Below are 22,216 nucleotides of genomic sequence, written 5' to 3'. Positions count from 1 at the left end.
AGTCGGCCTAAAATCCAAGGCTGGAAAGCAAATCGTCTACATCGTCCTGACCGGACATAACGTCTTCACGTTTATCGGCATGAATCTGCGGACCTTCACCCTGAGACAGATGTTTTTCCGGATCTTTTTCCGCGAGGATCGATTCGCGGTCATGTTCAATGCCCGCAAACCGGTCGACGTGACTGGCCATCAACACGAGTTTGAGCAGATTGCTTTCGACTTCCGTGACCAATTGGGTCACGCGCTTGATCACCTGGCCTGTGAGGTCCTGGTAATCCTGAGCCAGCAGGATGTCGTTGAGATTGCTCGACACGACACGAGTCTGTTGCTCGCTACGCGTCAGGAAACCGTCTACCCGCCGGGCCAGTTCACGGAACTCCTCGGCACCGACTTCACGACGCATGAACCGCCCCCAGTCCACGCTCAAGGCCTGAGCCTCGGTGCTCAGGCCATTGACCAACGGGGTGCTGTTCTCGACCAGGTCCATGGTGCGGTTGGCCGCAGCCTCGGTCAGCCTGACCACATAGGACAGGCGCTCAGTGGCATCCGTGATCTGTGAAACCTCCTCGGCTTGCGGCATGTGCGGGTCAATATGAAAATTGACAATTGCGCTATGCAGCTCGCGGGTGAGCTTGCCTACCTCTTGGTACAGGCCGCGATCACGGGTCTGGTTGAGCTCATGGATCAGTTGCACCGCGTCGCCGAATTTACCTTTTTCAAGGCTTTCGACCAGTTCGCTGGCATGTTTTTTCAGGGTCGATTCAAAATCGCCCAGTGAAGATTCGTTATGCTCCATAGCTCTCCCGTGGCGGACTGGCTCCGCATATCAACCGATGCGTTCGAAGATTTTTTCGATCTTCTCTTTCAGCGCCTGAGCCGTGAATGGTTTGACCACATAGCCGTTCACACCGGCCTGAGCGGCTTCGATGATTTGCTCGCGCTTGGCTTCGGCCGTCACCATCAACACCGGCAGGTGCTTGAGCTTTTCATCGGCACGCACGTGGCGCAGCAAGTCGATACCGGTCATGCCGGGCATGTTCCAGTCCGTTACCAGAAAGTCGATGCTCCCGCTGTTGAGGACCGGAATCGCGGTAGTACCATCATCCGCCTCGACCGTGTTGGTGAACCCAAGGTCACGCAACAGGTTTTTTATGATCCGCCGCATCGTTGAGAAGTCATCAACGATGAGGATTTTCATGTTCTTGTCCAATTCGACCTCCAAGCAGTCTTAAAACGCGCCCAGCACCTGAACGCGCCATTCAATCAATTCGGCGTAACACTCAACGGTTGCATGGAGCACAACGGGCCGTGACCAGTGCGGCTACGCCATACCAGCCTCGTTCGCAGTGTCCCCACACTGCCTGTCAGCGCGCTCGCCACTCCCCCAAACGCCCCCGTAAACGGGCCGCGCACTGGCTGTGTAACTGGCTGACCCGCGATTCGCTGACTCCCAGGACCTCACCGATTTCCTTGAGGTTCAGCTCTTCGTCGTAGTACAGCGCCAACACCAGTCGCTCACGCTCCGGCAAATTGGCAATCGCGTCCGCCAACGCAGCCTGGAAGCGTTCATCTTCCAGATCACGCGACGGCTCGAGATGAGCACTCGCGCCATCCTCGTGCAGCCCTTCATGCTCGCCGTCCTGCAACAGATCGTCGAAGCTGAACAACCGACTACCCAAGGTGTCGTTCAAAATCCCGTAATAATCATCGAGACTCAATTGGAGTTCGGCCGCAACCTCGTGATCTTTAGCGTCACGTCCGGTTTTAGCTTCAATTGAGCGGATTGCGTCACTGACCATCCGGGTATTGCGGTGTACCGAACGTGGAGCCCAGTCACCTTTACGCACTTCATCGAGCATCGCGCCACGAATGCGGATCCCCGCATAAGTCTCGAAACTCGCGCCCTTGCTGGCGTCGTATTTGGTCGACACTTCCAGCAAGCCGATCATCCCGGCCTGGATCAGATCCTCGACCTGAACACTGGCTGGCAGGCGTGCCAGCAAGTGATAGGCAATACGCTTGACCAGTGGCGCATAGCGCTCGATCAGCTCGTACTGGCTATCACGTGCCGACGCCTTGTAGAGGTTGTACCCGCTGGCGCTCATAGCACCGGCCCTGCCGTTTGATGCACCAGCCGCTCGACGAAAAATTCCAGATGCCCGCGTGGATTGGCAGGCAGCGGCCAGGTATCGACCTTCTGAGCAATGGCTTTGAACGCCAGCGCGCACTTCGAACGAGGGAAGGCCTCATAGACCGCACGCTGCTTTTGCACAGCCTTGCGCACACACTCGTCGTAGGGAACCGCACCGACGTACTGCAAGGCCACGTCCAGGAAGCGATCCGTGACCTTGGTCAACTTGGCGAACAGATTGCGACCTTCCTGCGGGCTCTGCGCCATGTTGGCGAGCACACGGAAGCGGTTCATGCCATGGTCACGATTGAGCAATTTGATCAGGGCATAGGCATCGGTGATCGAGGTCGGCTCGTCGCAGACCACCAGCAGCACTTCCTGGGCCGCGCGAACAAAACTGACAACCGAATCACCAATACCGGCGGCGGTGTCGATCACCAGCACGTCGAGGTTGTCGCCGATATCGCTAAAGGCCTGGATCAGGCCGGCATGTTGGGCCGGGCTCAGATGCACCATGCTCTGCGTACCGGATGCTGCCGGGACGATGCGAATGCCGCCTGGCCCCTGAAGCAGTACATCGCGCAACTCACAACGCCCCTCGACCACATCGGCCAGAGTGCGTTTGGGTGTCAGTCCCAACAGAACGTCGACGTTCGCCAGCCCCAGATCGGCATCCAGCAGCATGACGCGCCGGCCTAGCTCAGCTAGAGCCAGGGACAAGTTCACTGACACGTTAGTCTTCCCGACGCCACCTTTGCCGCCGGTCACCGCAATCACCTGTACGGGATGCATGCTGCCCATGTTCTTTCTATACCTTGTCTTACTTAGACGGAGGCCACATAACTGGCTGCGCGTTCACCACTGAAACAATGCATGGCAGACCATCGATGTAGATTCACTGCAATCTATTCGTTATTACCTTAGCCGACCCGCTTGGTCGGGCTGTGGTAGAGGTCAGCGAACATATCAGCCATGGCTTCTTCGCTGGGTTCTTCCTGCATCTGCACACTCACGGCGCGACTGACCAATTGATGGCGGCGTGGTAAATGCAGATCATCCGGAATCCGCGGCCCATCGGTCAGATAAGCAACGGGTAACTCGTGACTGATCGCCAGACTCAACACTTCGCCCAGGCTTGCCGTTTCATCCAGTTTAGTCAGGATGCACCCTGCCAGCCCGCAGCGTTTGTAACTGTGATAAGCGGCGGTTAGTACCTGTTTCTGGCTGGTTGTTGCCAACACCAGATAATTCTTTGACTTGATCCCGCGACCGGCCAGGCTTTCCAGCTGCATGCGCAACGCCGGGTCGCTGGCCTGAAGGCCGGCGGTATCGATCAACACGACGCGCTTGCGCAACAGCGGATCGAGCGCCTGCGCCAGGGACTGGCCCGGGTCGACGTGGGTCACGGAGACATTGAGGATACGCCCCAGGGTCTTGAGCTGTTCCTGGGCCCCGATACGGTAGCTGTCCATGCTCACCAGCGCGATGTTCTGCGCGCCGTACTTGAGCACATAACGCGCCGCCAGCTTGGCCAGCGTGGTGGTCTTGCCCATGCCGGCAGGGCCGACCATGGCAATCACCCCGCCCTCTTCCAGCGGCTCGATCTCGGGGGTCGCGATCATCCGCGCCAGGTGCGCCAACAGCATGCGCCAGGCCTGACGTGGCTCTTCAATTTCGGTAATCAGTGCCAGCAGGTCGCGCGACAGCGGACCGGACAAACCGATACGTTGCAGGCGACGCCATAGATTGGCCTGCTGTGGCCGGCTGCCTTGCAACTGGTTCCAGGCCAGCGAGCCCAACTGCACTTCCAGCAGCTCACGCAGACCGCTGAGCTCGAATCGCATCGAGTCAAACACGCGCTGATCCACGGAAGGCGAAGCAGCGGGTGCCGGTGCTGGACGACGGGGCTCAGCGAAGGTCGGCTCGATCAACGGTTCGGCGGCGGTCAGCGGCAAACCGGCGAACAACTGACGATTGGTGGTTGAATCGCCGTCACCGCGCAGGCTCAGTTCAGCCTGAGCCGTGACGATTCGCGACTGGGTTTTACGCAACTCGTCTTCGAGCTCGATGTTCGGTACACGAGGCGCCAGCGCGGACAGTTTGTAATCCAGGGCTGCAGTCAGCTCGACACCACCGGCGATCCGGCGATTGCCGATAATGGCGGCGTCAGCGCCCAGCTCATCGCGAACCAGTTTCATGGCCTGACGCATATCGGCGGCGAAAAAACGCTTAACTTGCATAAACCACTACCTCAGCCGTTGGGCCCTACTGTCGCAACGATGGTCACTTGCTTGTTGTCAGGAATTTCCTGATACGCCAACACGTGCAAACCCGGGACTGCGAGACGTCCGAACCGCGAGAGCATCGCGCGCACCGGACCTGCTACCAACAGAATCACCGGTTGACCTTGCATTTCCTGACGTTGCGCCGCTTCGATCAACGAGCGCTGCAACTTCTCAGCCATGCTTGGCTCCAGCAGAACGCCCTCTTCCTGACCTTGTCCTGCCTTCTGCAGACTATTGAGCAATATCTGTTCCAACCTTGGTTCCAAGGTGATCACAGGTAGCTCGGACTCAGTGCCTACAATGCTTTGGACGATAGCGCGTGATACGCCAACCCGCACGGCTGCCACCAGAGCGGCAGTATCTTGACTCTTGGACGCATTGTTCGCGATGGCCTCGGCAATACTGCGAATGTCGCGAACCGGAACCTGTTCGGCCAACAATGCTTGCAGCACTTTGAGCAGCTGCGACAGCGAAACAACGCCCGGCACCAGCTCCTCGGCCAGTTTTGGCGAGCTTTTGGCCAGCAATTGCATGAGCTGCTGAACTTCTTCGTGGCCGATCAGCTCGCTGGAGTGCTTGTACAAAATCTGATTGAGGTGAGTCGCCACTACCGTACTGGCGTCGACCACGGTGTAACCCAGAGACTGCGCCTGAGGACGCTGACTGATTTCGATCCAGACTGCCTCCAGACCAAAGGCCGGATCTTTGGCGGTGATGCCATTGAGCGTGCCGTAGACCTGCCCAGGGTTGATCGCCAGTTCGCGATCCGGATAGATCTCCGCCTCGGCGAGGATCACCCCCATCAGGGTCAGGCGGTAGGCACTCGGCGCCAGATCGAGGTTGTCGCGGATGTGCACGGTCGGCATCAGGAAGCCCAGATCCTGGGAGAGCTTCTTGCGCACCCCCTTGATCCGCGCCAGCAACTGACCACCCTGGTTACGGTCCACCAGCGGGATCAGTCGATAGCCGACTTCCAGACCGATCATGTCGATCGGCGTCACGTCATCCCAGCCCAACTCCTTGGTTTCCTGAGCACGCGCCGGTGAAGGCAGCAGCTCCTGCTGACGCTTGACCTCTTCCAGAGCCTGAACCTTGACAACGTTTTGCTTCTTCCAGAGTAGATAAGCCATACCACCGGCCACCGCAGCCAGGCTGAGGAACGAAACGTGCGGCATGCCAGGCACCAGCCCCATAACCGCCATCAACCCTGCCGCCACCGCCAGAGCCTTGGGCGAGGCGAACATTTGCCGGCTGATTTGCTTGCCCATGTCTTCGGAACCGGAAGCACGGGTCACCATGATCGCCGCCGCCGTCGACAGCAACAGTGAAGGCAATTGCGCCACCAATCCGTCACCAATGGTCAGCAACGCATAAACCTTGCCCGCATCACCAAAGCCCATGCCGTGCTGGAAGATGCCGACCGCCATACCACCGATCAGGTTGATGAACAAAATCAGCAGACCGGCGATGGCGTCACCGCGAACGAATTTACTGGCACCGTCCATCGAGCCGTAGAACTCTGCCTCTTGTGCCACTTCAAGACGGCGCAGCTTGGCCTGTGGCTGGTCGATCAGGCCAGCGTTGAGGTCGGCGTCGATCGCCATCTGTTTGCCGGGCATCGCATCGAGGGTAAAACGCGCGCTCACCTCGGAAATCCGTCCGGCACCCTTGGTCACCACCACAAAGTTGATGATCATCAAAATCGCGAAGACCACGATACCCACCACGTAGTTGCCGCCGATCACTACCTCACCAAAGGCCTGGATCACCTTACCGGCGGCGGCATGACCTTCCTGACCGTGGAGCATCACCACCCGAGTGGAGGCCACGTTCAGCGCCAGCCGCAACAGCGTGGCCACCAGCAGAATGGTCGGAAACACCGCAAAGTCCAGCGGCCGCAACGCGTAAACGCAGACCAGCAGCACGACGATCGACAGGGCAATGTTGAAGGTGAAGAACACGTCCAGCAGGAACGCAGGAACCGGCAACATCATCATGGCCAGCATGACCAACAGCAACAGCGGCACACCCAGATTGCCTCGAGAGAGGTCAGCCAGGTTGCTGCGAGCGGCGTTGATTAACTGAGAGCGATCCACCGGTATTCCCCGTTCCTTGAAGCAAACTTTTGACGCCTGAAGCGACGCACGGCGGCTACTGCAAGAAGCCTTCCAACTTTTGCGCAGACAGGAAATAGTGGGCTATGAAAGATGCATAAGCATCAAGGATTTGCAGTGCCCGGGAGGACGCTATCGCGAGCAAGCTCGCTCCTACAATGGGCCACATTCGGACATCAAACCCCTACCCACGTAGGAGCGAGCTTGCTCGCGATGGACTCAAGGGCAACGAGTTTATTCAGAAAACATGCGAGGGCCGGGACTATCACCGGTAATTACGAATCGCGCCGCAATTCCTGCGGAATCGGCAGATCTTTCAACGGATCCGGACGCTTGCCTTTGCCGGCTCGGTACTGGCGGATCTGGTAGACGTAGGCCAGGACCTGGGCCACCGCCAGATACAACCCCGCCGGGATTTCCTGCTCAAGCTCGGTGGAGTAATAGATCGAACGGGCCAGGGCTGGCGATTCGAGCAGCAGGACTTCGTTGGCTACGGCGATTTCACGAATTTTCAAGGCCAGGAAATCACTGCCTTTGGCCAGCAGCACCGGCGCGCTGCCTTTTTCCGGATCATATTTGAGGGCCACCGCATAGTGAGTCGGGTTGGTGATGACCACGTCCGCCTCGGGAATCGCCGCCATCATCCGCCGCTGGGACATCTCTCGCTGCAACTGACGAATCCGCTGTTTGACCTCAGGCCGACCTTCTTGATCCTTGTGCTCGTCACGTATTTCCTGTTTGGTCATCAGCAGCTTTTGATGGCTCTGGTAGAGCTGCACCGGCACGTCCACCGCAGCGATCAGAATCAGGCCGCAGGCCATCCACAAGGTGCTCCAACCCACCAATTGCACACTGTGAATGACCGCCTGCTCCAGCGGCTCATGAGCGATGCGCAGCAGGTCGTCGATATCCGAGGAAAGCACCGAAAGCGCCACAAACAGCACCAGCAAAAACTTCGCCAGTGCCTTGAGCAGCTCGATCAGCGACGTGGAGGAAAACATCCGTTTGAGCCCGTTGGCCGGGTTCATCCGGCTGAACTTGGGCGCCAGACTACTGCCGGCAAACAACCAGCCACCCAGCGAAATCGGGCCGAGAAACGCCACCAGTAACAGCGTGAGCAGCACCGGCTGCACCGCCAGCATCGCGATCTTGCCTGAATGCAGCAGGTACAGCCCCATAGCCCCCGGACTGAGCAGCGTTTCACGGGGCAGAGAGAAGTTCAGGCGCATGATTTCCAGCAGATCCTGCGCCAGGCCGCCGCCGTATACCAACAACGCACCCGCCCCACCGAGCATGATCGCCAAGGTATTGAGCTCCTTGGAGCGGGCCACCTCACCCTTGTCCCGCGAATCCTTCTTGCGCTTGTCCGTGGGGTCTTCTGTTTTGTCCTGACCGCTTTCGCTCTCCGCCATGATTCAGCGCGCCTGTGCCAGTTCGCGTAAAAATTGCAGAGCCTCGCTGGCCAGCGGCTGATACTGATTGAAGATGTCGGCCAGACTGACCCAGAAAATCACCAGACCCAGCACCAGTGTCAGCGGAAAGCCGACGGAGAAGATGTTCAATTGCGGCGCCGCACGGGTCATCACACCGAAGGCGATGTTGACTACCAGCAACGCGGTGACCGCCGGCAACACCAGCAACAGGGCCGCGCCCAGCACCCAGCCCAGCTTGCCGGCCAACTCCCAGAAATGATTGACCACCAGGCCACCGCCTACCGGGAAGGTGGTGAAGCTTTCGGTGAGCACCTCGAAGACTACCAAGTGGCCATTCATCGACAGAAACAGCAGCGTCACCAGCATGGTGAAAAACTGCCCGATCACCGCCACCGACACGCCGTTGGTGGGGTCGACCATCGAGGCGAAGCCCATGCCCATCTGAATCGCAATGATCTGCCCAGCCACCACGAACGCCTGGAAGAACAGCTGCAAGGAGAATCCCAGCACGGCGCCAATGATGATCTGCTCGGCAATCAACAGCAGCCCACTGAGGTCCAGCGCGCGCACCTCAGGCATGGGTGGCAAACCCGGAACAATGACCACGGTGATCGCCAGAGCGAAGTACAAACGCACGCGCCTGGGCACCAGGGTCGTGCCGAAGATCGGCATGACCATCAGCAAGGAGCCGACACGAAACAGTGGCAGCATGAAGGACGCCACCCAGGTGCTGATCTGTGTGTCGGTCAGCGCAAGCATCGACATGGTTTAACCGATGACCTGTGGAATACTGCCGTACAACTGCAGAATGTATTCCATGAAGGTTTGCACCAACCAGGGCCCGGCGACGATCAACGTGACCAGCATCACCAATAAACGCGGCAGGAAGCTCAAGGTTTGTTCGTTGATCTGCGTGGCTGCCTGAAACATTGCCACCAGCAAACCCACCAGCAAACTCGGAACGACCAATATGGCAACCATCATCGTGGTCAGCCAGAGCGCTTCACGGAAGATGTCTACAGCGACTTCAGGAGTCATAACGCACCACCCGCCAACAAGGTTTCAAACACCACCAAAACTGCTCGCCAGCGTACCGATGATCAACGCCCAGCCATCCACCAGTACGAACAACATGATCTTGAACGGCAGGGAAATGATCAGCGGCGAGAGCATCATCATCCCCATGGCCATCAGCACACTGGCCACCACCAGGTCGATGATCAGGAACGGAATGAAGATCATGAAACCGATCTGGAACGCGGTTTTCAGCTCGGAAGTGACGAAAGCCGGGACCAAAATGGTCAGCGGCGCCTGATCCGGAGTGACAATGTCAGTGCGCTTGGACAAACGCATGAACAACTCCAGATCGCTGCTGCGGGTCTGCGCCAGCATGAAGTTCTTGATCGGCACTTGCGCCTTGGCTACTGCGTCCTGGGCCGTGAGCTTTTCAGCCAGGTATGGCTGCAAGGCGTCCTGATTCACTCGATCGAACACCGGCGCCATGATGAACATGGTCAGAAACAACGCCATGCCGGTGAGAATCTGGTTCGACGGCGTCTGCTGCAGGCCCAGGGCCTGACGCAGAATCGAGAACACGATGATGATTCGGGTGAAGCTGGTCATCAGCATGACGAACGCCGGAATGAAGCTGAGCGCCGTCATGATCAGCAGAATCTGCAGGCTGACCGAGTATTCCTGCTGCCCGTTGGCCCCCGTACCCAAGGTAATCGCCTGAATCGACAACGGATCGGCGGCGAACGCCAACGGCGCCGCGAGCATCAGCACCAGCGTCAGCACTATGCGCAATGCGCCCATTACTTCTTTTCCTTCTGATCCTTGCCCAACAATTCCATCAGGCGCTGGGCGAACTCGGGTGTCGCTTGCTCGGTGCTGGGCACCTGCACCGGCTCCTTGAGCACATGCAACGCGGTGATGGTGCCCGGCGTCAGCCCCAGCAGAATCTGCTCGCTGCCGACCTGCACCAACACCAGCCGATCCCGCGGCCCGAGGGCCCGCGAACCGATCAGCTCGATCACCTGCCCTTTGCCACCTGGCCCTGCCTGTTGAACCCGGCGCAACAGCCAGGCCAGGAAGAAGATCAAGCCCAACACCAGCAACAAGCCCACCACCAACTGCGTCAGTTGCCCGGCAACACCGCTGCTGGCCACCGGCGCTGCTGCCTGAGCCAGCGGTTCGGCCGCCAGCACGCTGAATGGCAAGGCCAGGAGTACACCGAGAAACGTCTTCACTTAGCGCAGCTTCTTGATGCGTTCGCTAGGACTGATCACGTCTGTCAGGCGTATGCCGAACTTCTCGTTGACCACCACAACTTCGCCGTGAGCGATCAGCGTGCCATTGACCAGCACGTCCAATGGCTCACCCGCCAGACGATCGAGCTCGATCACCGAACCCTGGTTCAACTGCAACAGGTTACGGATGTTGATATCGGTGCTGCCGACTTCCATGGAAATCGATACCGGGATATCCAGGATCACATCCAGATTCGGACCGTCGAGAGTGACCGGGTCGTTATTCCTTGGCACGCTGCCAAACTCTTCCATCGGCAATCGGTTGGACGTCGGCGCATCCGCCGCCAGCAAGGCATCGATATCGTCCTGACCGGCATCACCGGCTTCTCCCAGAGCGGCAGCCCACTCATCAGCCAAGGCCTGATCATCCGGAGAAATTACATCGTGTTCGTCAGCCATCAGTTGTCCTCGGCGGGCAAAAAATCATTTAACAAAGCGAATTAGTACAGGCGCCGCTTAACGGCGCTCGATCGGCTCAACCACTTGCAATGCCAGGTTGCCCTTGTGGGAGCCCAGCTTGACCTTGAAGGCCGGCACACCGTTGGCACGCATGACCAATTCTTCCGGAAGCTCTACCGGAATCACATCGCCGGGCTGCATATGCAGGATGTCCCGCAGACGCAATTGACGGCGCGCGACCGTGGCGCTCAGTGGCACATCGACGTCCAGTACATCCTCGCGCAAGGCCTTGACCCAGCGCTCGTCCTGGTCATCGAGATCCGACTGAAAGCCCGCATCGAGCATTTCCCGGACCGGTTCGATCATCGAGTACGGCATGGTCACATGCAGATCGCCGCCGCCACCATCGAGTTCGATGTGGAAGGTCGAGACCACGACGGCCTCACTCGGCCCGACGATGTTCGCCATGGCCGGGTTTACTTCCGAGTTGATGTACTCGAAGTTCACTTCCATGATCGCCTGCCAGGCTTCCTTCAAATCGATGAAGGCCTGCTCCAGCACCATGCGCACCACGCGCAACTCGGTGGGTGTGAATTCGCGCCCTTCGATCTTCGCGTGACGACCGTCACCACCAAAGAAGTTATCCACCAGCTTGAACACCAGCTTGGCGTCCAGGATGAACAACGCGGTACCGCGCAACGGCTTGATCTTGACCAGGTTCAGACTGGTTGGCACATACAGCGAGTGAACGTATTCACCGAACTTCATGACCTGCACGCCACCGACGGCAACGTCCGCCGAACGACGCAGCATGTTGAACATGCTGATGCGGGTATAGCGGGCAAACCGTTCGTTGATCATTTCCAGGGTGGGCATGCGTCCGCGGACGATGCGATCCTGGCTGGTCAGGTCATAGCTTTTGATGCTACCGGGCTCAGCAGCGTTGTCGGTCTGAACCAGACCGTCGTCGACACCATGCAACAGCGCATCGATCTCATCCTGGGACAGCAGGTCCTGCACGGCCATGTCGTGTTCCTACTGCAGTACGAAGTTAGTAAAGAGCAACTGCTCGACCACCACTTTGCCAACTTCTTTCTGCGCCACTTCCTGCACGCTGGCAGTCGCCTTCTGGCGCAACATTTCCTGGCCGACCGGGGTCGCCAGGCTGTCGAAGCTTTGCCCGGAGAAGAGCATGACCAGGTTATTGCGGATCACCGGCATGTGGACTTTCAGCGCATCCAGATCGGCCTGATTGCGCGCGAGCATCGTAATGCTCACCTGCAGGTAACGCTGACGACCGTTCTGATTGAAATTGGCCACGAAAGCCGGAGCCATTGGCTCATAGATCGCTGCCGGTTTGACGCTGCTGGCCACATCCGCAGCAGTCGGTTCAGGCTTGCCTTTGGCACTGTGCATGACGTACCAGGTCGCCCCGATTGACACGCCGATAACCAGCAGTAAAGCCAGAACAATCAGGAGAATAAGCTTGAGTTTGCCTTTCCCGGCGGGGTCTTTCACTGCTTCGCTCTTCGCCATGCCAATAATCCGTCACTATTCGGGTTTTCACAGTCGCACGGCAAGGCAAGAGCAAGTGTTATGCCAGAGTTGTCAGGACGGAAAACCAACGGAATGGTGAATGATCGTTCCCACGCGCCGCAAAGGAACGCATCGAGTGACGCTCTGCGTCACAAAGCGGACGCCGGAGCGTCCAGGGCGGCATTCCCACGCGCGAGCGTGGGAACGATCAACAGGCGATGCAGATTCAATCAGGCGTAATAATCCACCGCACTGGAACCCACCACACTTGTGGTGCTGGCGGCGACTTCAGCCACACTCATCGGCAGCTCATCGTCGCCCGAATCCAGCCGACCGCCATTGCCGCCATTGCGGTTCTGCCCTTGCTGGGCCTGCTGCTGGCCCTGCCAGCCACGGGACTGATCGGACACGTTGACGTCGACCTGCCCCATACCTTGCTGGGAGAACATGTCGCGCAAGCGGTGCACCTGCCCTTCCAGCGCTTCACGCACGACGGCGTGACCACTGATGAAGGTCACTTGAGTCTGCTGATCCGCTGCCATATTCACGCGAATATCCAGACGCCCCAACTCTGCCGGCTGCAGCTGAATATCGGCGGACTTGAGATTGGCACTGGACAGGTACATGACCCGATTGACCACCTCTTCGGTCCAGCCGCTCTGATGCATGGCCAACGGTTGATTCACCGGCAGCGCATTAGCGGTCCTTGGCGTTGCAGCCTGGGTCAGCGCCGCCAAGCGGCTGGCGAAGTCGTCGACACGGGTATCGCTGGAGGCATCTTTCAGGTCTTTGAGGCCGCCATCGATCAAGCCGCTGAACGCCTTGTCACCGCCCTGGTCGGTACTGTCTTTAGCCGCCTGCTGATCCACCATGGTCGCCAGACCGTTGGCAAAGGTTTGCGCCGCAGTCAGCCCAGACTGATCCGGTGCAACTTTGGACTGAACCTGACTGGAAGTCGAAACATGCCCGCTTTGCTCAAGGGCCAGACGCACGGCGGGCAACGCATCGAGCGGGTCGGCTTGCGGATCAAATTGGGGATCTGCCACCGCCGCCTGGGCAGGCGCGCATGGGGCAGTCGCCACTGCGGCGAGCGGGGCTTCAACCTGCGGCTGCACTGCAGCAACCACTGGCGGCGTTTCGGGCACAGGCGCCGGCACGACCGGCTGCACTGTTTGCATCAATGCAGGGTCCAGTGTCGGGTCGGCCGGCACACTGTCAGCCACCGGGGTGTCGGTCGCGGGCGCATTATCACTGGCGAGCTTATCGTGCGAATCAGCCGTTTTATCGGCAGGCAAGGAATTGCCGCTATCGGCAACTGCCGGCTCCGGGGCGGCAGCTTTATCACTGACCGTGCCCTTCTTGCCGGCGCTAACCGCGACCGTGTCGCGCAACGGCCTGACTGATCCCACACCTGTCGCGGCAGGTTTGCTTTGCGACTCTTTGGCGTAGACCTGTGCAAAGCTTGAAGCCTTATCCCCAGGCCCGGCAACGACTGCCGGGGTATCGGCAGTGGCGGCCGGAGTCTTGGCCTTCGACGCGGCCTGAAGAAGCATGTTCGGGGTGAGGGGCATAAAACGGTCTCCGCTGCACTGGGATCGTAGGCACAGTTGGAGGATATCTAGCAAAGGTCGAGCCAGATTGGTTCAGCAAAGTTAAAAACCGCCAGGCGGCGGCTTTTTTCAACAATGGAAACGCTCGAGCTCCTCCTCATACAGAGGGCGGACGATAGCGAATTCGCCATCAATCTCTGCCACCAGCTTTTCGATATCGGCAGGCAACGGCTCTTTGGCCCGCAGCTCAAGTTGATGGCACAGCTCGGCGAGACGGGTAGCGCCCATATTACTGCTACTGCCCTTGAAACTATGGGCCGCAGCTATGAGCTGGTGTGCATCATCGGCTTTATGCAACTGCCTCAAACGCTCTTCCGAATCCGAGAGAAAGGTATCCAGCAGCAGCGGATACTCATCCTCCATGACTTCCTGCAATGCGCTCAGCACATCGTGGTCCAGATGAATCTCATCCACTTGCTCGCTCCTTGATCAAGAATTCGCGGATTATGCCAGAGCCTCCCAGTAAAACTCCACGCGGGCGCTGCGGCCATCGTCAGACCAGCTCGCACTGCGACTCAACTGGCGAATCAGGCTCACTCCACGCCCCGACAACCTGCCGGTATCAATGGGTCTGGCCATTACTCGCTGCACATCAAAACCTGCACCACTGTCCTCGACCCGAACCACCAGGCATCCACCTTCGCCTCGCGGCTCCACCTGCAAGTGCACCCGCACGTAGCCGTCCTCAAGCTCGGTGAGGCGCGTGTTGCGCTGGTGATAGTACTGCGTAAAGCCCAGGGCATCGCGCTTGAGGCTTGAATCGAGCCCCAGCACGCCGTGCTCCAGGGCATTGGAATAGAGCTCGGACATCACACTGTAAAGCGCTCCGCTTTGCGCCCGCAGCCCATGCACTTCAAGCAACAACCGCAGCAAATAAGGCAGAGGATTGAAGCGTTTGAGCGTAGCCCCGCGGAACTCGAAACTCACCGACCAATCCAGCGGGCAGGATTGGCCGCTGTCTGAATAAACCATCACTGGAGGGCTCAGCAGCTCTGGCGCAAGCTGGCTCACCTCGACCATGCTGACATCGTCGCGCGCCTCACCGCGAAAATCCTTCAGCGCTTGCTCGATCTCCTCGAACAGCCGGGCTGGATGGTGATTGGCAGCAAATACCCGCTCTAATCGTTCAACGCCAAACAATTGCTCATTGGCATCACAGGTATCGATCACCCCATCCGACAACAGAAAGATCCGGTCCCCGAGCGCCATGGGGAAGACTTCGGTTCGATCATCGAAGTCTTGCGCGCCCAGTACACCCAACGGTAAATGCCGCGACAACAGCGACGTACGCTCGCCCGTTGCGCTGCAATGCAGATAGCCATCCGGCATCCCGCCATTCCAGACCTCCACTGCCCGTCGCTGACCACTCAGGCAAAGCATCGTGGCGCAGCAAAACATATCGACCGGCAAGATGCGCTTGAGCTTGGCGTTCATCTCGCGCAGGGTTTCCGACAGACCATAGCCTTTGGCAGTCATGCCATAGAAGACTTCCGCCAACGGCATGGCCCCCACCGCTGCCGGCAAACCGTGGCCGGTGAAGTCGCCCAGCAGAACGTGCATATCGCCGGCGGGCGTAAACGCTGCCAGCAGCAAGTCGCCGTTGAACAAGGCATAAGGCGATTGCAGGTAGCGGATATTCGGCGCATTCAGACACCCGGCATGCGCCACCTTGTCGAATACCGCCTTGGCGACCCGCTGCTCATTGAGCAAGTAGTCATGGTGACTGGCAATCAGGTCGCGCTGCTCAAGCACCGTCGCCTGCAACCGGCGCAATCGGTCCATCGCTTTGATCTTGGCGGCCAGAATCACCTGGTTATAAGGCTTGGCCAAAAAGTCGTCGCCACCCGCTTCCAGGCAACGAGCCAGGGCTTCGCTTTCGGTCAGAGAAGTCAGAAAGATAATCGGCACCAGCGTTTCGCCGGCCAATTGCTTGATCTGCCGGGCGGCCTCGAAACCGTCCATCACCGGCATCATGGCGTCCATCAATACCAGCTGCGGTCGCTGCTGCCCGAACACGGCCACCGCCTCGGCACCATTGCCGGCCGTCAGCACTTCATGTCCCTGGCGACGGACGATACTCGACAGCAGCATGCGATCGGCTGCACTGTCTTCGGCGATCAGGACGGTCAGCGGTTCAGACACCGGCTGCATGGCGATCAACTGATGTCGAAGAGCTTGTCGAAGTTGGAGATGGCGAGGATCTTGCGAACGTCCGAGCTACCGTTGATCACCCGTATATCGGATTTTTCTCCGCCGGCATGATCACGCAGCAACAGCAGCATGCCCAGCGCGGAGCTGTCCAGATAAGTGGCCTCTTTCAAATCGACCACAATGGACTCGGGTGTTTTATTGAGTCGCTCATAGGACTCGCGAAACTCCTGATGCTTGCCGAAATCAAAACGACCCTTGATCGAGATCGTCAGCTTTTGCCCGTCCGGTGAAACTTCAGTAACGACCGACATGATAATGCTTCCTTGTCATTGGCAACGTGTAAAAGGTTTAGCACCCCGCACGCCCGCGGGCAACCGGCAAAACCGGAAATAGCGGATCAATACTGATCCTGACGCGGCAAGCGCTGCGACAATTCGTCGAGCAGCTTCTGTTCGCGCTTGTCTTCAAGCTGACGCGCTTCATCGATATAGCGCTGAACCAGCTTGCGCAACCCCTCGACCCGCGCATAAGCCTGCTGCCAGGTTTCTCGCGCCTTGTTCAGATTGTTCTGGTGCCAGACAAGACTTTGTCGCTGCTGGCCGACCGCCGTTTCCAGTTGATTGAGGAAGTGCTGGTAATTCATCAGCCATTGTCCGGACACCCCCTGACTGCCACGGTCGATCCATTGCTGCTGGTACTCGCCACGAAAGCGCTCCAGGTCGCCCAGCTTGCTCTCCGCCAGACGGACCTGCCCCTGAAAGTGCCCCAGACGCTGGGCGGCAGTGCGCTCGGCGCTTTCAGCCATGTCGACCACTGGCGCCAGGCGCGCCGCACGGCTCTGGGCCACGACGACTTAACCGCCGGCCACAGGAGCAAACACCGATGCCAGATGAGCCTCGCTCTCGCCCATGCCGATGTTGTCGTTCAAGCCTTGGCGAAGGTAGGTGAGCATCGACGGTTGCAAGGCGATGGCCGTGTCGGTTTCCCGATCGCCGCCGGGCACATAGGCACCGACACTGATCAAGTCGCGGCTCTGTTGGTAGCGCGACCAGAGTTGTTTGAAGTGTTGCGCACGCCTCATATGCTCCGGGCTGACTACCGACGGCATGACCCGACTGATGGACGCCTCGATGTCGATGGCCGGGTAGTGACCTTCCTCGGCCAGGCGCCGCGACAGCACGATATGACCGTCAAGTACGCCTCGCGCCGCATCGGCGATAGGGTCCTGCTGATCGTCACCCTCTGAAAGCACGGTATAGAAAGCCGTGATCGACCCCCCGCCCGCTTCGGCGTTACCTGCGCGTTCCACCAGTTTCGGCAATCTGGCGAACACTGAAGGCGGATAGCCCTTGGTCGCCGGCGGCTCGCCGATGGCCAGGGCGATTTCTCGCTGGGCTTGAGCGAAACGGGTCAAGGAATCCATCAGCAACAGAACATTCTTGCCCTTGTCGCGAAAATACTCGGCAATACGCGTGCAATACATGGCGGCACGCAGGCGCATCAGTGGCGCATCGTCCGCGGGCGAGGCCACCACCACCGAACGCTTGAGGCCTTCTTCACCGAGAATGTGCTCGATGAACTCTTTAACTTCACGACCCCGCTCGCCGATCAGCCCGACGACAATGATGTCAGCCTCGGTAAAGCGGGTCATCATGCCCAGCAGCACGCTCTTGCCGACACCGGTACCGGCGAACAGCCCGAGACGCTGACCGCGGCCGACTGTCAGTAATCCGTTGATACTGCGAATGCCGACGTCCAGCGGTTGGCTGATAGGATGACGCTTGAGCGGGTTGATGGTCGGACCGTCGATCGGCACCCAGTCTTCGGCCTTCATGCCGCCCTTGCCGTCCAGCGCGCGCCCGGCGCCATCGAGCACCCGCCCGAGCATGCTCATGCCCATTGGCAAACGACCGGTATCGGCCAACGGAACAACCCGCGCGCCCGGCGCGATGCCAGCGACACTGCCCACCGGCATCAGAAAGACTTTATTGCCGGAGAAACCCATGACTTCAGCTTCTACCTGTACCGGGTGATAACTGTCATCGTTGATCACCACGCAGCGACTGCCCATGGCAGCACGCAAGCCTTCCGCTTCAAGGGTCAAGCCGACCATACGCAGCAATCGCCCTTCAAGGATCGGCTGGCCCGCCAGCTCGATGGCTTCGGCGTAGCTGCTCAGGCGCTTGCCAAAGCTGGTTCGCTCAAGACGCATCCGCACGATCCGGTTCGACGCGATGTTTCTCAACAGCAGCAAGCTCGACACTCAGGTCAGGCTTGGCTGGATGCAGGGCCTGTTCGTGCAACTGGTCGAAGAGTTTGGCCATGACCTGGGTGATACGGGTTTCAATGGTCGCATCAATGCGGCTGTGGGCGGTTTCAACTCGCAGACCACCGGCCTGCAACGCCGCATCCTCGACGATCCGCCATTTTTCTTCGTGGCGTTCGCGCAGGGCTTTGACTTGGTCGAAATCCTGCGGATTGATAAAGAGGCGGACATTTTCGGCATCGAGCGGTAGCAGCTTCAACGCTTCGCGCATCACCTGTTCGATCTGTGTCGAGTCGATAGCCAGCTCACGCTGGATCACCTGACGTGTAATGTGCTCGACCAGCCCGACCATCGACTTCTCGATCTGTGAATCCTGATCGGCAATCGGCTCGAAGAGGTTTTCCATCAACCGCTCGAGGCTGGCGAGCCTGGCACTCAAGGCAACCTCGGCTTCCTGGCGAACCTTGAGTTGAGTGCTGTGAAAGCCCTCTTTCTCACCGGTCGCGAAACCTTCGTTGTAAGCCTCCTGGCGGATACTTTCGAGCTCTTCGAGGGTCAGTGGCTGGACTTCTTCCAGCGGCACTTCTTCCATCTCGGCCGGTGTTTCTTCTACAGGCTCCGGCTCAGGTTCCGGCTCCGGCTGATGCGGGTCGAAGCTGGGCAACGACCAGATGTCGAAACCGCCGACATCCCGGGCGCGAATCAGGTCGCTTGGAGACTCATCATTTCTGGAAGACATGGACCTGCCTTAGATCATTTCTTCGCCGCCCTTCCCGCCGAGAACAATTTCTCCGGCTTCGGCCATACGGCGGGCAATGGTGAGGATTTCTTTCTGAGCGGTTTCCACATCGCTGACGCGTACCGGGCCCTTGGCCTCGAGGTCGTCACGCAGCAGTTCGGCCGCCCGTTTGGACATGTTCTTGAAGATCTTTTCCTTGACGCCTTCGTCCGAGCCTTTGAGAGCCAGCACCAGCACGTCGGATGAGACCTCGCGTAGCAGCGCCTGGATACCGCGGTCGTCGACGTCGGACAAGTTGTTGAACACAAACATGAGGTCTTCGATCTGACCGGACAGGTCTTCGTCGACTTCGCGGATCGAGTCCATCAACTGACCTTCGATCGAGCTGTCGAGGAAGTTCATGATGTCGGCAGCACGCTTGATACCACCCAGGGTGGTACGAGCCGCATTGGAGTTGCCGGAGAACTGCTTCTCGAGAATCTGGTTGAGCTCTTTCAGCGCCGCCGGTTGCACGGTATTGAGCGAGGAAACCCGCAGAATGATATCCAGCCGCACCTTGTGATCGAAGTTCCCGAGCACTTCACCGGCCTGGTCCGGGTCCAGATAAGCGACGACGATGGCCTGGATCTGCGGGTGCTCGTAACGGATCACGTCCGCCACCGCCCGCGGCTCCATCCACTTCAGACTGTCCAGGCCGCTGGTGTTGCCACCCAGCAGGATCCGGTCGATCAGGCCGTTGGCCTTGTCTTCGCCCAGGGCCTGAGTGAGCATCTTGCGGACATAGTCATCGGAACCGACGCCGAGGCTGGTCTGGTCGCCGACGATATTGACGAACTCGCTCATGACCTGCTCGACCTGCTCGCGATGCACATTGCGCATTTGCGCCATGGCCACGCCGACACGCTGAACCTCCTTGGGCCCCATGTGCCGCAACACTTGCGCGGCATCGGTTGAACCCAGGGACAGCAGCAGAATCGCGGCTTTGTCGACTCGAGTGAGTTTTTCGGTAGCAGCTCGGTTATCACTCATCTGCGTTAATCCACTCTTTCACGACCTGAGCCACTCGACCCGGGTCTTCTGCCACCAGACTTTTGATTGCATTCAACTGTGCGTCATAGCCTTCGCTCGGGCTAGGCAGCAAGATGCTTTGCGGGCCACCAAGGCTGACGCGGTCGTTGCTCAGTTCGCCATCCAGAGCACCCATGCCGCCCAGCTCGGCGTCGCTACCGATACCCGCCAACTGCTTGCCTTTGCCGGTGATGTTGTTGAGCACCGGACGCAGCACACCGAACACCAGCACCAGGATGAACAATACCCCGAGCAGCTGTTTCACGATGTCCCAGAACCATGGCTGCGAGTAGAACGGAATTTCGGCGATCACTTCACCGCGCTCGGCGGAGAACGGCACATTGATCACGCTGACACTGTCGCCACGGCTGGCGTCGAAACCGACGGCGTCCTGCACCAGGCGAGTGAAGCGCGCCAATTCGTCGGCGCTCCATGGCGCGCGGGTGGTTTCGCCGTTGGCTGCATTGACCTTGACCTGATCATCGACCACCACCGCAACCGACAGACGACTCAAACGTCCCTGCTGCTGCTTGGTGTGGCTGATGGAGCGATCAAGCTCGAAGTTCTTGGTGGATTGTTGACGCTTGTCCGCCGGGTACGGCGCCAGCATTGGCTGACCTGTGGCCGGGTCCATGATTTGCTGACCGTTGGCATCGAGCAACGGTTGCCCCGGCTGCACCATACCGGAAGCAGGCGCAGCGCCGGCCGTGGTTTGCGGCGCGGAGGCCGGGGACGGGGGCTGGTTGCTCAGGGCGCCCGGCACACCTTGCGGGCCGTTACTGCTGGAGCGTTGTTCGTTGACTGACTGCTCGCTGCGCAATGCAGGCTGGTCAGGGTTGAACTGTTCGGAAGTCGACTCGACGGCACTGAAGTCCACGTCAGCGGACACTTCGGCCTTATAGCGGTCGTTGCCCAGCACTGGCTGCAGAATGTTGTGCACACGCTGAGTGAGCATGCTTTCCATGCGGCGGCTGTAGTCGAATTGCTTGCCGGCCATGGTCAGTTCGGAGTTTTCCGCCTGGTCGGAGAGCAGGGTACCCTTCTGATCGACCACAGTGATCTGCGACTTGCTCAGCTCGGGAACACTGGTTGCCACCAGATTGATAATCGCCACAACCTGACCCGGCTCCAGCGAGCGGCCGGAATAAAGTTCAACCAGTACCGAAGCACTTGGCTTGCGCTCGTCGCGCACAAACACCGAGCTTTTCGGAATCGCCAGGTGCACGCGCGCGCCCTTGACGTTATTCAGACTGGAGATGGTCCGCGCCAATTCCCCTTCAAGGCCGCGACGATAACGGGTCGCCTCCATGAACTGACTGGTACCCAGGCCCTGGTCCTTATCGAGGATTTCGAAACCGATATTGCCGTCGCGCGGAGTCACACCGGCAGCGGCAAGTTTGAGTCGCGCCCGTGGCAAATCATCAGCCTTGACCAGCAACGCACCGGAATTAGGCTCAACGGTATAGGCAATGTCTGCGGAGGCCAGAGTGTCCATGACCTGCTTGGCGTCCATACCGGCAAGGCTGCCATACAGCGGACGATAATCGGGCTGCTGGGACCACAACACCACGGCAAACCCAATCGCCACGCTCGCTGCCAGACCAACCATGAGGCCAACCTGACGCAACATGGTCATCTCGGAGAGGTTTTCCAGAAAGGACAAACCGAACAGCGGCGGCTTGCCGCCTGCTGGGCTGGCCTTGACCGGAACGTTATCGGCGACTGCTTCTGCCATGACTCAATCTCTTCCTTAAACTGGCATCTGCATGATGTCTTGGTACGCCTGAACCAGCTTGTTACGCACTTGTGTCAACGCCTGGAAAGAGACGCTGGCCTTCTGCGAGGAAATCATCACATCCGTCAGGTCGACGCCGCTTTTGCCGATTTCAAAGGCACTCGACAATTGGTTCGATGCCTGCTGAGTATCGTTGACCTTGTTGACGGCCTGCCCGAGCATGTCGGAAAAGCTGCTGCCGCCCATTTCCGGCACTGCGACAGCCGATTTAGGTTGAGCCATGGCATCCATCTGCATGGAACGCATATCCAACATCAATCGATTAAATTCAATACCCTGGCTCATGGTCTACTCTCTCTGACGACCCGCAATTTTTTGACACTCACACAGCGGATAGACAGGTGTTAGCAACAAGGGTGCCAGCTCCATGGCAACCATGA

General features: G+C 58.9%; 24 protein-coding genes. All 24 read right to left on the bottom strand.

All coding sequences use genetic code 11. The annotated features are described in order from the left end of the window. Positions 1–7: 7 nt before the first annotated feature. The 24 genes from AC07O1_RS15435 to fliE all read right to left on the bottom strand — a co-directional run bounded on the left by AC07O1_RS15435 (position 8) and on the right by fliE (position 22,121). Entirely contained in the window at positions 8–796 is a 789-nt protein-coding gene (locus AC07O1_RS15435) for a protein phosphatase CheZ (RefSeq protein WP_494994201.1), read from the bottom strand. Positions 797–826: 30 nt separating this feature from the next. Continuing rightward, a complete protein-coding gene (locus tag AC07O1_RS15430; protein ID WP_003183998.1) occupies positions 827–1,198 on the bottom strand; it encodes a chemotaxis response regulator CheY in 372 nt (123 codons plus the stop codon). A 166-nt stretch (positions 1,199–1,364) separates the two neighbouring features. Next, the gene (gene fliA, locus AC07O1_RS15425; RefSeq protein WP_494994202.1) at positions 1,365–2,105 is read right to left on the bottom strand and encodes an RNA polymerase sigma factor FliA; all 741 of its coding nucleotides are present in this window, start codon (positions 2,103–2,105) and stop codon (positions 1,365–1,367) included. Continuing rightward, positions 2,102–2,932 (bottom strand): flagellar synthesis regulator FleN, encoded by an 831-nt coding sequence (gene fleN, locus AC07O1_RS15420; RefSeq protein ID WP_494994203.1) that lies wholly within the window; start codon positions 2,930–2,932, stop codon positions 2,102–2,104. Before fleN ends, fliA begins: the two co-directional genes overlap by 4 nt. A 119-nt stretch (positions 2,933–3,051) precedes the next feature. After that, complete coding sequence (flhF, locus tag AC07O1_RS15415) at positions 3,052–4,371, bottom strand: flagellar biosynthesis GTPase FlhF (RefSeq protein WP_494994204.1); 1,320 nt, start codon at positions 4,369–4,371, stop codon at positions 3,052–3,054. An 11-nt stretch (positions 4,372–4,382) separates the two neighbouring features. After that, positions 4,383–6,512 (bottom strand): flagellar biosynthesis protein FlhA, encoded by a 2,130-nt coding sequence (gene flhA / locus AC07O1_RS15410; protein WP_495089246.1) that lies wholly within the window; start codon positions 6,510–6,512, stop codon positions 4,383–4,385. 293 nt (positions 6,513–6,805) lie between these two features. Continuing rightward, a complete protein-coding gene (gene flhB / locus AC07O1_RS15405; protein WP_495089245.1) occupies positions 6,806–7,942 on the bottom strand; it encodes a flagellar biosynthesis protein FlhB in 1,137 nt (378 codons plus the stop codon). Between the two features lie 3 nt (positions 7,943–7,945). Further along, on the bottom strand, positions 7,946–8,728 hold the full coding sequence (gene fliR, locus AC07O1_RS15400) for a flagellar biosynthetic protein FliR (protein ID WP_495089244.1): 783 nt from the start codon (positions 8,726–8,728) through the stop codon (positions 7,946–7,948). Positions 8,729–8,731: 3 nt separating this feature from the next. Next, complete coding sequence (gene fliQ, locus AC07O1_RS15395) at positions 8,732–9,001, bottom strand: flagellar biosynthesis protein FliQ (protein WP_494994208.1); 270 nt, start codon at positions 8,999–9,001, stop codon at positions 8,732–8,734. A gap of 24 nt (positions 9,002–9,025) precedes the next feature. Beyond that, on the bottom strand, positions 9,026–9,778 hold the full coding sequence (fliP, locus tag AC07O1_RS15390; RefSeq protein WP_495089243.1) for a flagellar type III secretion system pore protein FliP: 753 nt from the start codon (positions 9,776–9,778) through the stop codon (positions 9,026–9,028). Continuing rightward, the gene (gene fliO / locus AC07O1_RS15385; RefSeq protein WP_495024327.1) at positions 9,778–10,212 is read right to left on the bottom strand and encodes a flagellar biosynthetic protein FliO; all 435 of its coding nucleotides are present in this window, start codon (positions 10,210–10,212) and stop codon (positions 9,778–9,780) included. The genes fliP and fliO overlap by 1 nt, the downstream gene beginning before the upstream one ends. Continuing rightward, a complete protein-coding gene (fliN, locus tag AC07O1_RS15380) occupies positions 10,213–10,671 on the bottom strand; it encodes a flagellar motor switch protein FliN (RefSeq protein WP_494994211.1) in 459 nt (152 codons plus the stop codon). A gap of 57 nt (positions 10,672–10,728) precedes the next feature. After that, positions 10,729–11,697 (bottom strand): flagellar motor switch protein FliM, encoded by a 969-nt coding sequence (gene fliM / locus AC07O1_RS15375; protein WP_494994212.1) that lies wholly within the window; start codon positions 11,695–11,697, stop codon positions 10,729–10,731. Positions 11,698–11,706: 9 nt separating this feature from the next. After that, on the bottom strand, positions 11,707–12,207 hold the full coding sequence (gene fliL, locus AC07O1_RS15370) for a flagellar basal body-associated protein FliL (RefSeq protein WP_495089242.1): 501 nt from the start codon (positions 12,205–12,207) through the stop codon (positions 11,707–11,709). A 230-nt stretch (positions 12,208–12,437) separates the two neighbouring features. Continuing rightward, positions 12,438–13,778, bottom strand: coding sequence for a flagellar hook-length control protein FliK (locus AC07O1_RS15365; protein ID WP_495089241.1), 1,341 nt, complete (start codon positions 13,776–13,778; stop codon positions 12,438–12,440). A 108-nt stretch (positions 13,779–13,886) separates the two neighbouring features. Beyond that, a complete protein-coding gene (locus AC07O1_RS15360) occupies positions 13,887–14,231 on the bottom strand; it encodes an Hpt domain-containing protein (RefSeq protein ID WP_495089240.1) in 345 nt (114 codons plus the stop codon). 30 nt (positions 14,232–14,261) lie between these two features. Continuing rightward, entirely contained in the window at positions 14,262–15,968 is a 1,707-nt protein-coding gene (locus AC07O1_RS15355; RefSeq protein WP_495089239.1) for an ATP-binding SpoIIE family protein phosphatase, read from the bottom strand. A gap of 5 nt (positions 15,969–15,973) precedes the next feature. Then, a complete protein-coding gene (locus AC07O1_RS15350; protein WP_495089238.1) occupies positions 15,974–16,279 on the bottom strand; it encodes an STAS domain-containing protein in 306 nt (101 codons plus the stop codon). 86 nt (positions 16,280–16,365) lie between these two features. Beyond that, positions 16,366–16,815, bottom strand: a complete 450-nt coding sequence (fliJ, locus tag AC07O1_RS15345) for a flagellar export protein FliJ (RefSeq protein WP_495089237.1) — start codon at positions 16,813–16,815, stop codon at positions 16,366–16,368. A gap of 6 nt (positions 16,816–16,821) precedes the next feature. After that, complete coding sequence (gene fliI / locus AC07O1_RS15340) at positions 16,822–18,180, bottom strand: flagellar protein export ATPase FliI (protein WP_495089236.1); 1,359 nt, start codon at positions 18,178–18,180, stop codon at positions 16,822–16,824. Further along, positions 18,170–18,973 carry a flagellar assembly protein FliH gene (fliH, locus tag AC07O1_RS15335; RefSeq protein WP_495089235.1) on the bottom strand — a complete coding sequence of 268 codons (804 nt, stop codon included), beginning with the start codon at positions 18,971–18,973 and terminating at the stop codon, positions 18,170–18,172. Before fliH ends, fliI begins: the two co-directional genes overlap by 11 nt. Positions 18,974–18,982: 9 nt before the next feature. After that, positions 18,983–20,002: a flagellar motor switch protein FliG gene (gene fliG, locus AC07O1_RS15330; protein WP_494994221.1), complete on the bottom strand. Its 1,020-nt coding sequence runs from the start codon at positions 20,000–20,002 to the stop codon at positions 18,983–18,985. Further along, positions 19,995–21,776, bottom strand: coding sequence for a flagellar basal-body MS-ring/collar protein FliF (gene fliF, locus AC07O1_RS15325; protein ID WP_494994222.1), 1,782 nt, complete (start codon positions 21,774–21,776; stop codon positions 19,995–19,997). The genes fliG and fliF overlap by 8 nt, the downstream gene beginning before the upstream one ends. 15 nt (positions 21,777–21,791) lie before the next feature. After that, positions 21,792–22,121: a flagellar hook-basal body complex protein FliE gene (gene fliE / locus AC07O1_RS15320; protein WP_419119279.1), complete on the bottom strand. Its 330-nt coding sequence runs from the start codon at positions 22,119–22,121 to the stop codon at positions 21,792–21,794. Between the last annotated feature and the right edge of the window lie 95 nt (positions 22,122–22,216).

This window comes from Pseudomonas sp. GW821-FHT07G10 (assembly GCF_059418545.1).
This window is presented reverse-complemented; position numbering and strand designations above follow the sequence as displayed.

What these genes read in the sequence shown, in the direction of transcription:
- fliA (WP_494994202.1), bottom strand. Translation starts at nt 2,105, where the DNA reads ATGAGCGCCAGCGGGTACAACCTCTACAAGGCGTCGGCACGTGATAGC.
- AC07O1_RS15355 (WP_495089239.1), bottom strand. Translation starts at nt 15,968, where the DNA reads ATGCAGCCGGTGTCTGAACCGCTGACCGTCCTGATCGCCGAAGACAGT.
- fleN (WP_494994203.1), bottom strand. Translation starts at nt 2,932, where the DNA reads ATGGGCAGCATGCATCCCGTACAGGTGATTGCGGTGACCGGCGGCAAA.
- fliM (WP_494994212.1), bottom strand. Translation starts at nt 11,697, where the DNA reads ATGGCCGTGCAGGACCTGCTGTCCCAGGATGAGATCGATGCGCTGTTG.
- fliG (WP_494994221.1), bottom strand. Translation starts at nt 20,002, where the DNA reads ATGAGTGATAACCGAGCTGCTACCGAAAAACTCACTCGAGTCGACAAA.
- AC07O1_RS15350 (WP_495089238.1), bottom strand. Translation starts at nt 16,279, where the DNA reads ATGTCGGTCGTTACTGAAGTTTCACCGGACGGGCAAAAGCTGACGATC.
- AC07O1_RS15435 (WP_494994201.1), bottom strand. Translation starts at nt 796, where the DNA reads ATGGAGCATAACGAATCTTCACTGGGCGATTTTGAATCGACCCTGAAA.
- AC07O1_RS15365 (WP_495089241.1), bottom strand. Translation starts at nt 13,778, where the DNA reads ATGCCCCTCACCCCGAACATGCTTCTTCAGGCCGCGTCGAAGGCCAAG.
- fliL (WP_495089242.1), bottom strand. Translation starts at nt 12,207, where the DNA reads ATGGCGAAGAGCGAAGCAGTGAAAGACCCCGCCGGGAAAGGCAAACTC.
- fliH (WP_495089235.1), bottom strand. Translation starts at nt 18,973, where the DNA reads ATGTCTTCCAGAAATGATGAGTCTCCAAGCGACCTGATTCGCGCCCGG.
- fliE (WP_419119279.1), bottom strand. Translation starts at nt 22,121, where the DNA reads ATGAGCCAGGGTATTGAATTTAATCGATTGATGTTGGATATGCGTTCC.
- flhF (WP_494994204.1), bottom strand. Translation starts at nt 4,371, where the DNA reads ATGCAAGTTAAGCGTTTTTTCGCCGCCGATATGCGTCAGGCCATGAAA.
- fliQ (WP_494994208.1), bottom strand. Translation starts at nt 9,001, where the DNA reads ATGACTCCTGAAGTCGCTGTAGACATCTTCCGTGAAGCGCTCTGGCTG.
- fliR (WP_495089244.1), bottom strand. Translation starts at nt 8,728, where the DNA reads ATGTCGATGCTTGCGCTGACCGACACACAGATCAGCACCTGGGTGGCG.
- flhB (WP_495089245.1), bottom strand. Translation starts at nt 7,942, where the DNA reads ATGGCGGAGAGCGAAAGCGGTCAGGACAAAACAGAAGACCCCACGGAC.
- fliN (WP_494994211.1), bottom strand. Translation starts at nt 10,671, where the DNA reads ATGGCTGACGAACACGATGTAATTTCTCCGGATGATCAGGCCTTGGCT.
- fliI (WP_495089236.1), bottom strand. Translation starts at nt 18,180, where the DNA reads ATGCGTCTTGAGCGAACCAGCTTTGGCAAGCGCCTGAGCAGCTACGCC.
- fliP (WP_495089243.1), bottom strand. Translation starts at nt 9,778, where the DNA reads ATGGGCGCATTGCGCATAGTGCTGACGCTGGTGCTGATGCTCGCGGCG.
- AC07O1_RS15430 (WP_003183998.1), bottom strand. Translation starts at nt 1,198, where the DNA reads ATGAAAATCCTCATCGTTGATGACTTCTCAACGATGCGGCGGATCATA.
- fliF (WP_494994222.1), bottom strand. Translation starts at nt 21,776, where the DNA reads ATGGCAGAAGCAGTCGCCGATAACGTTCCGGTCAAGGCCAGCCCAGCA.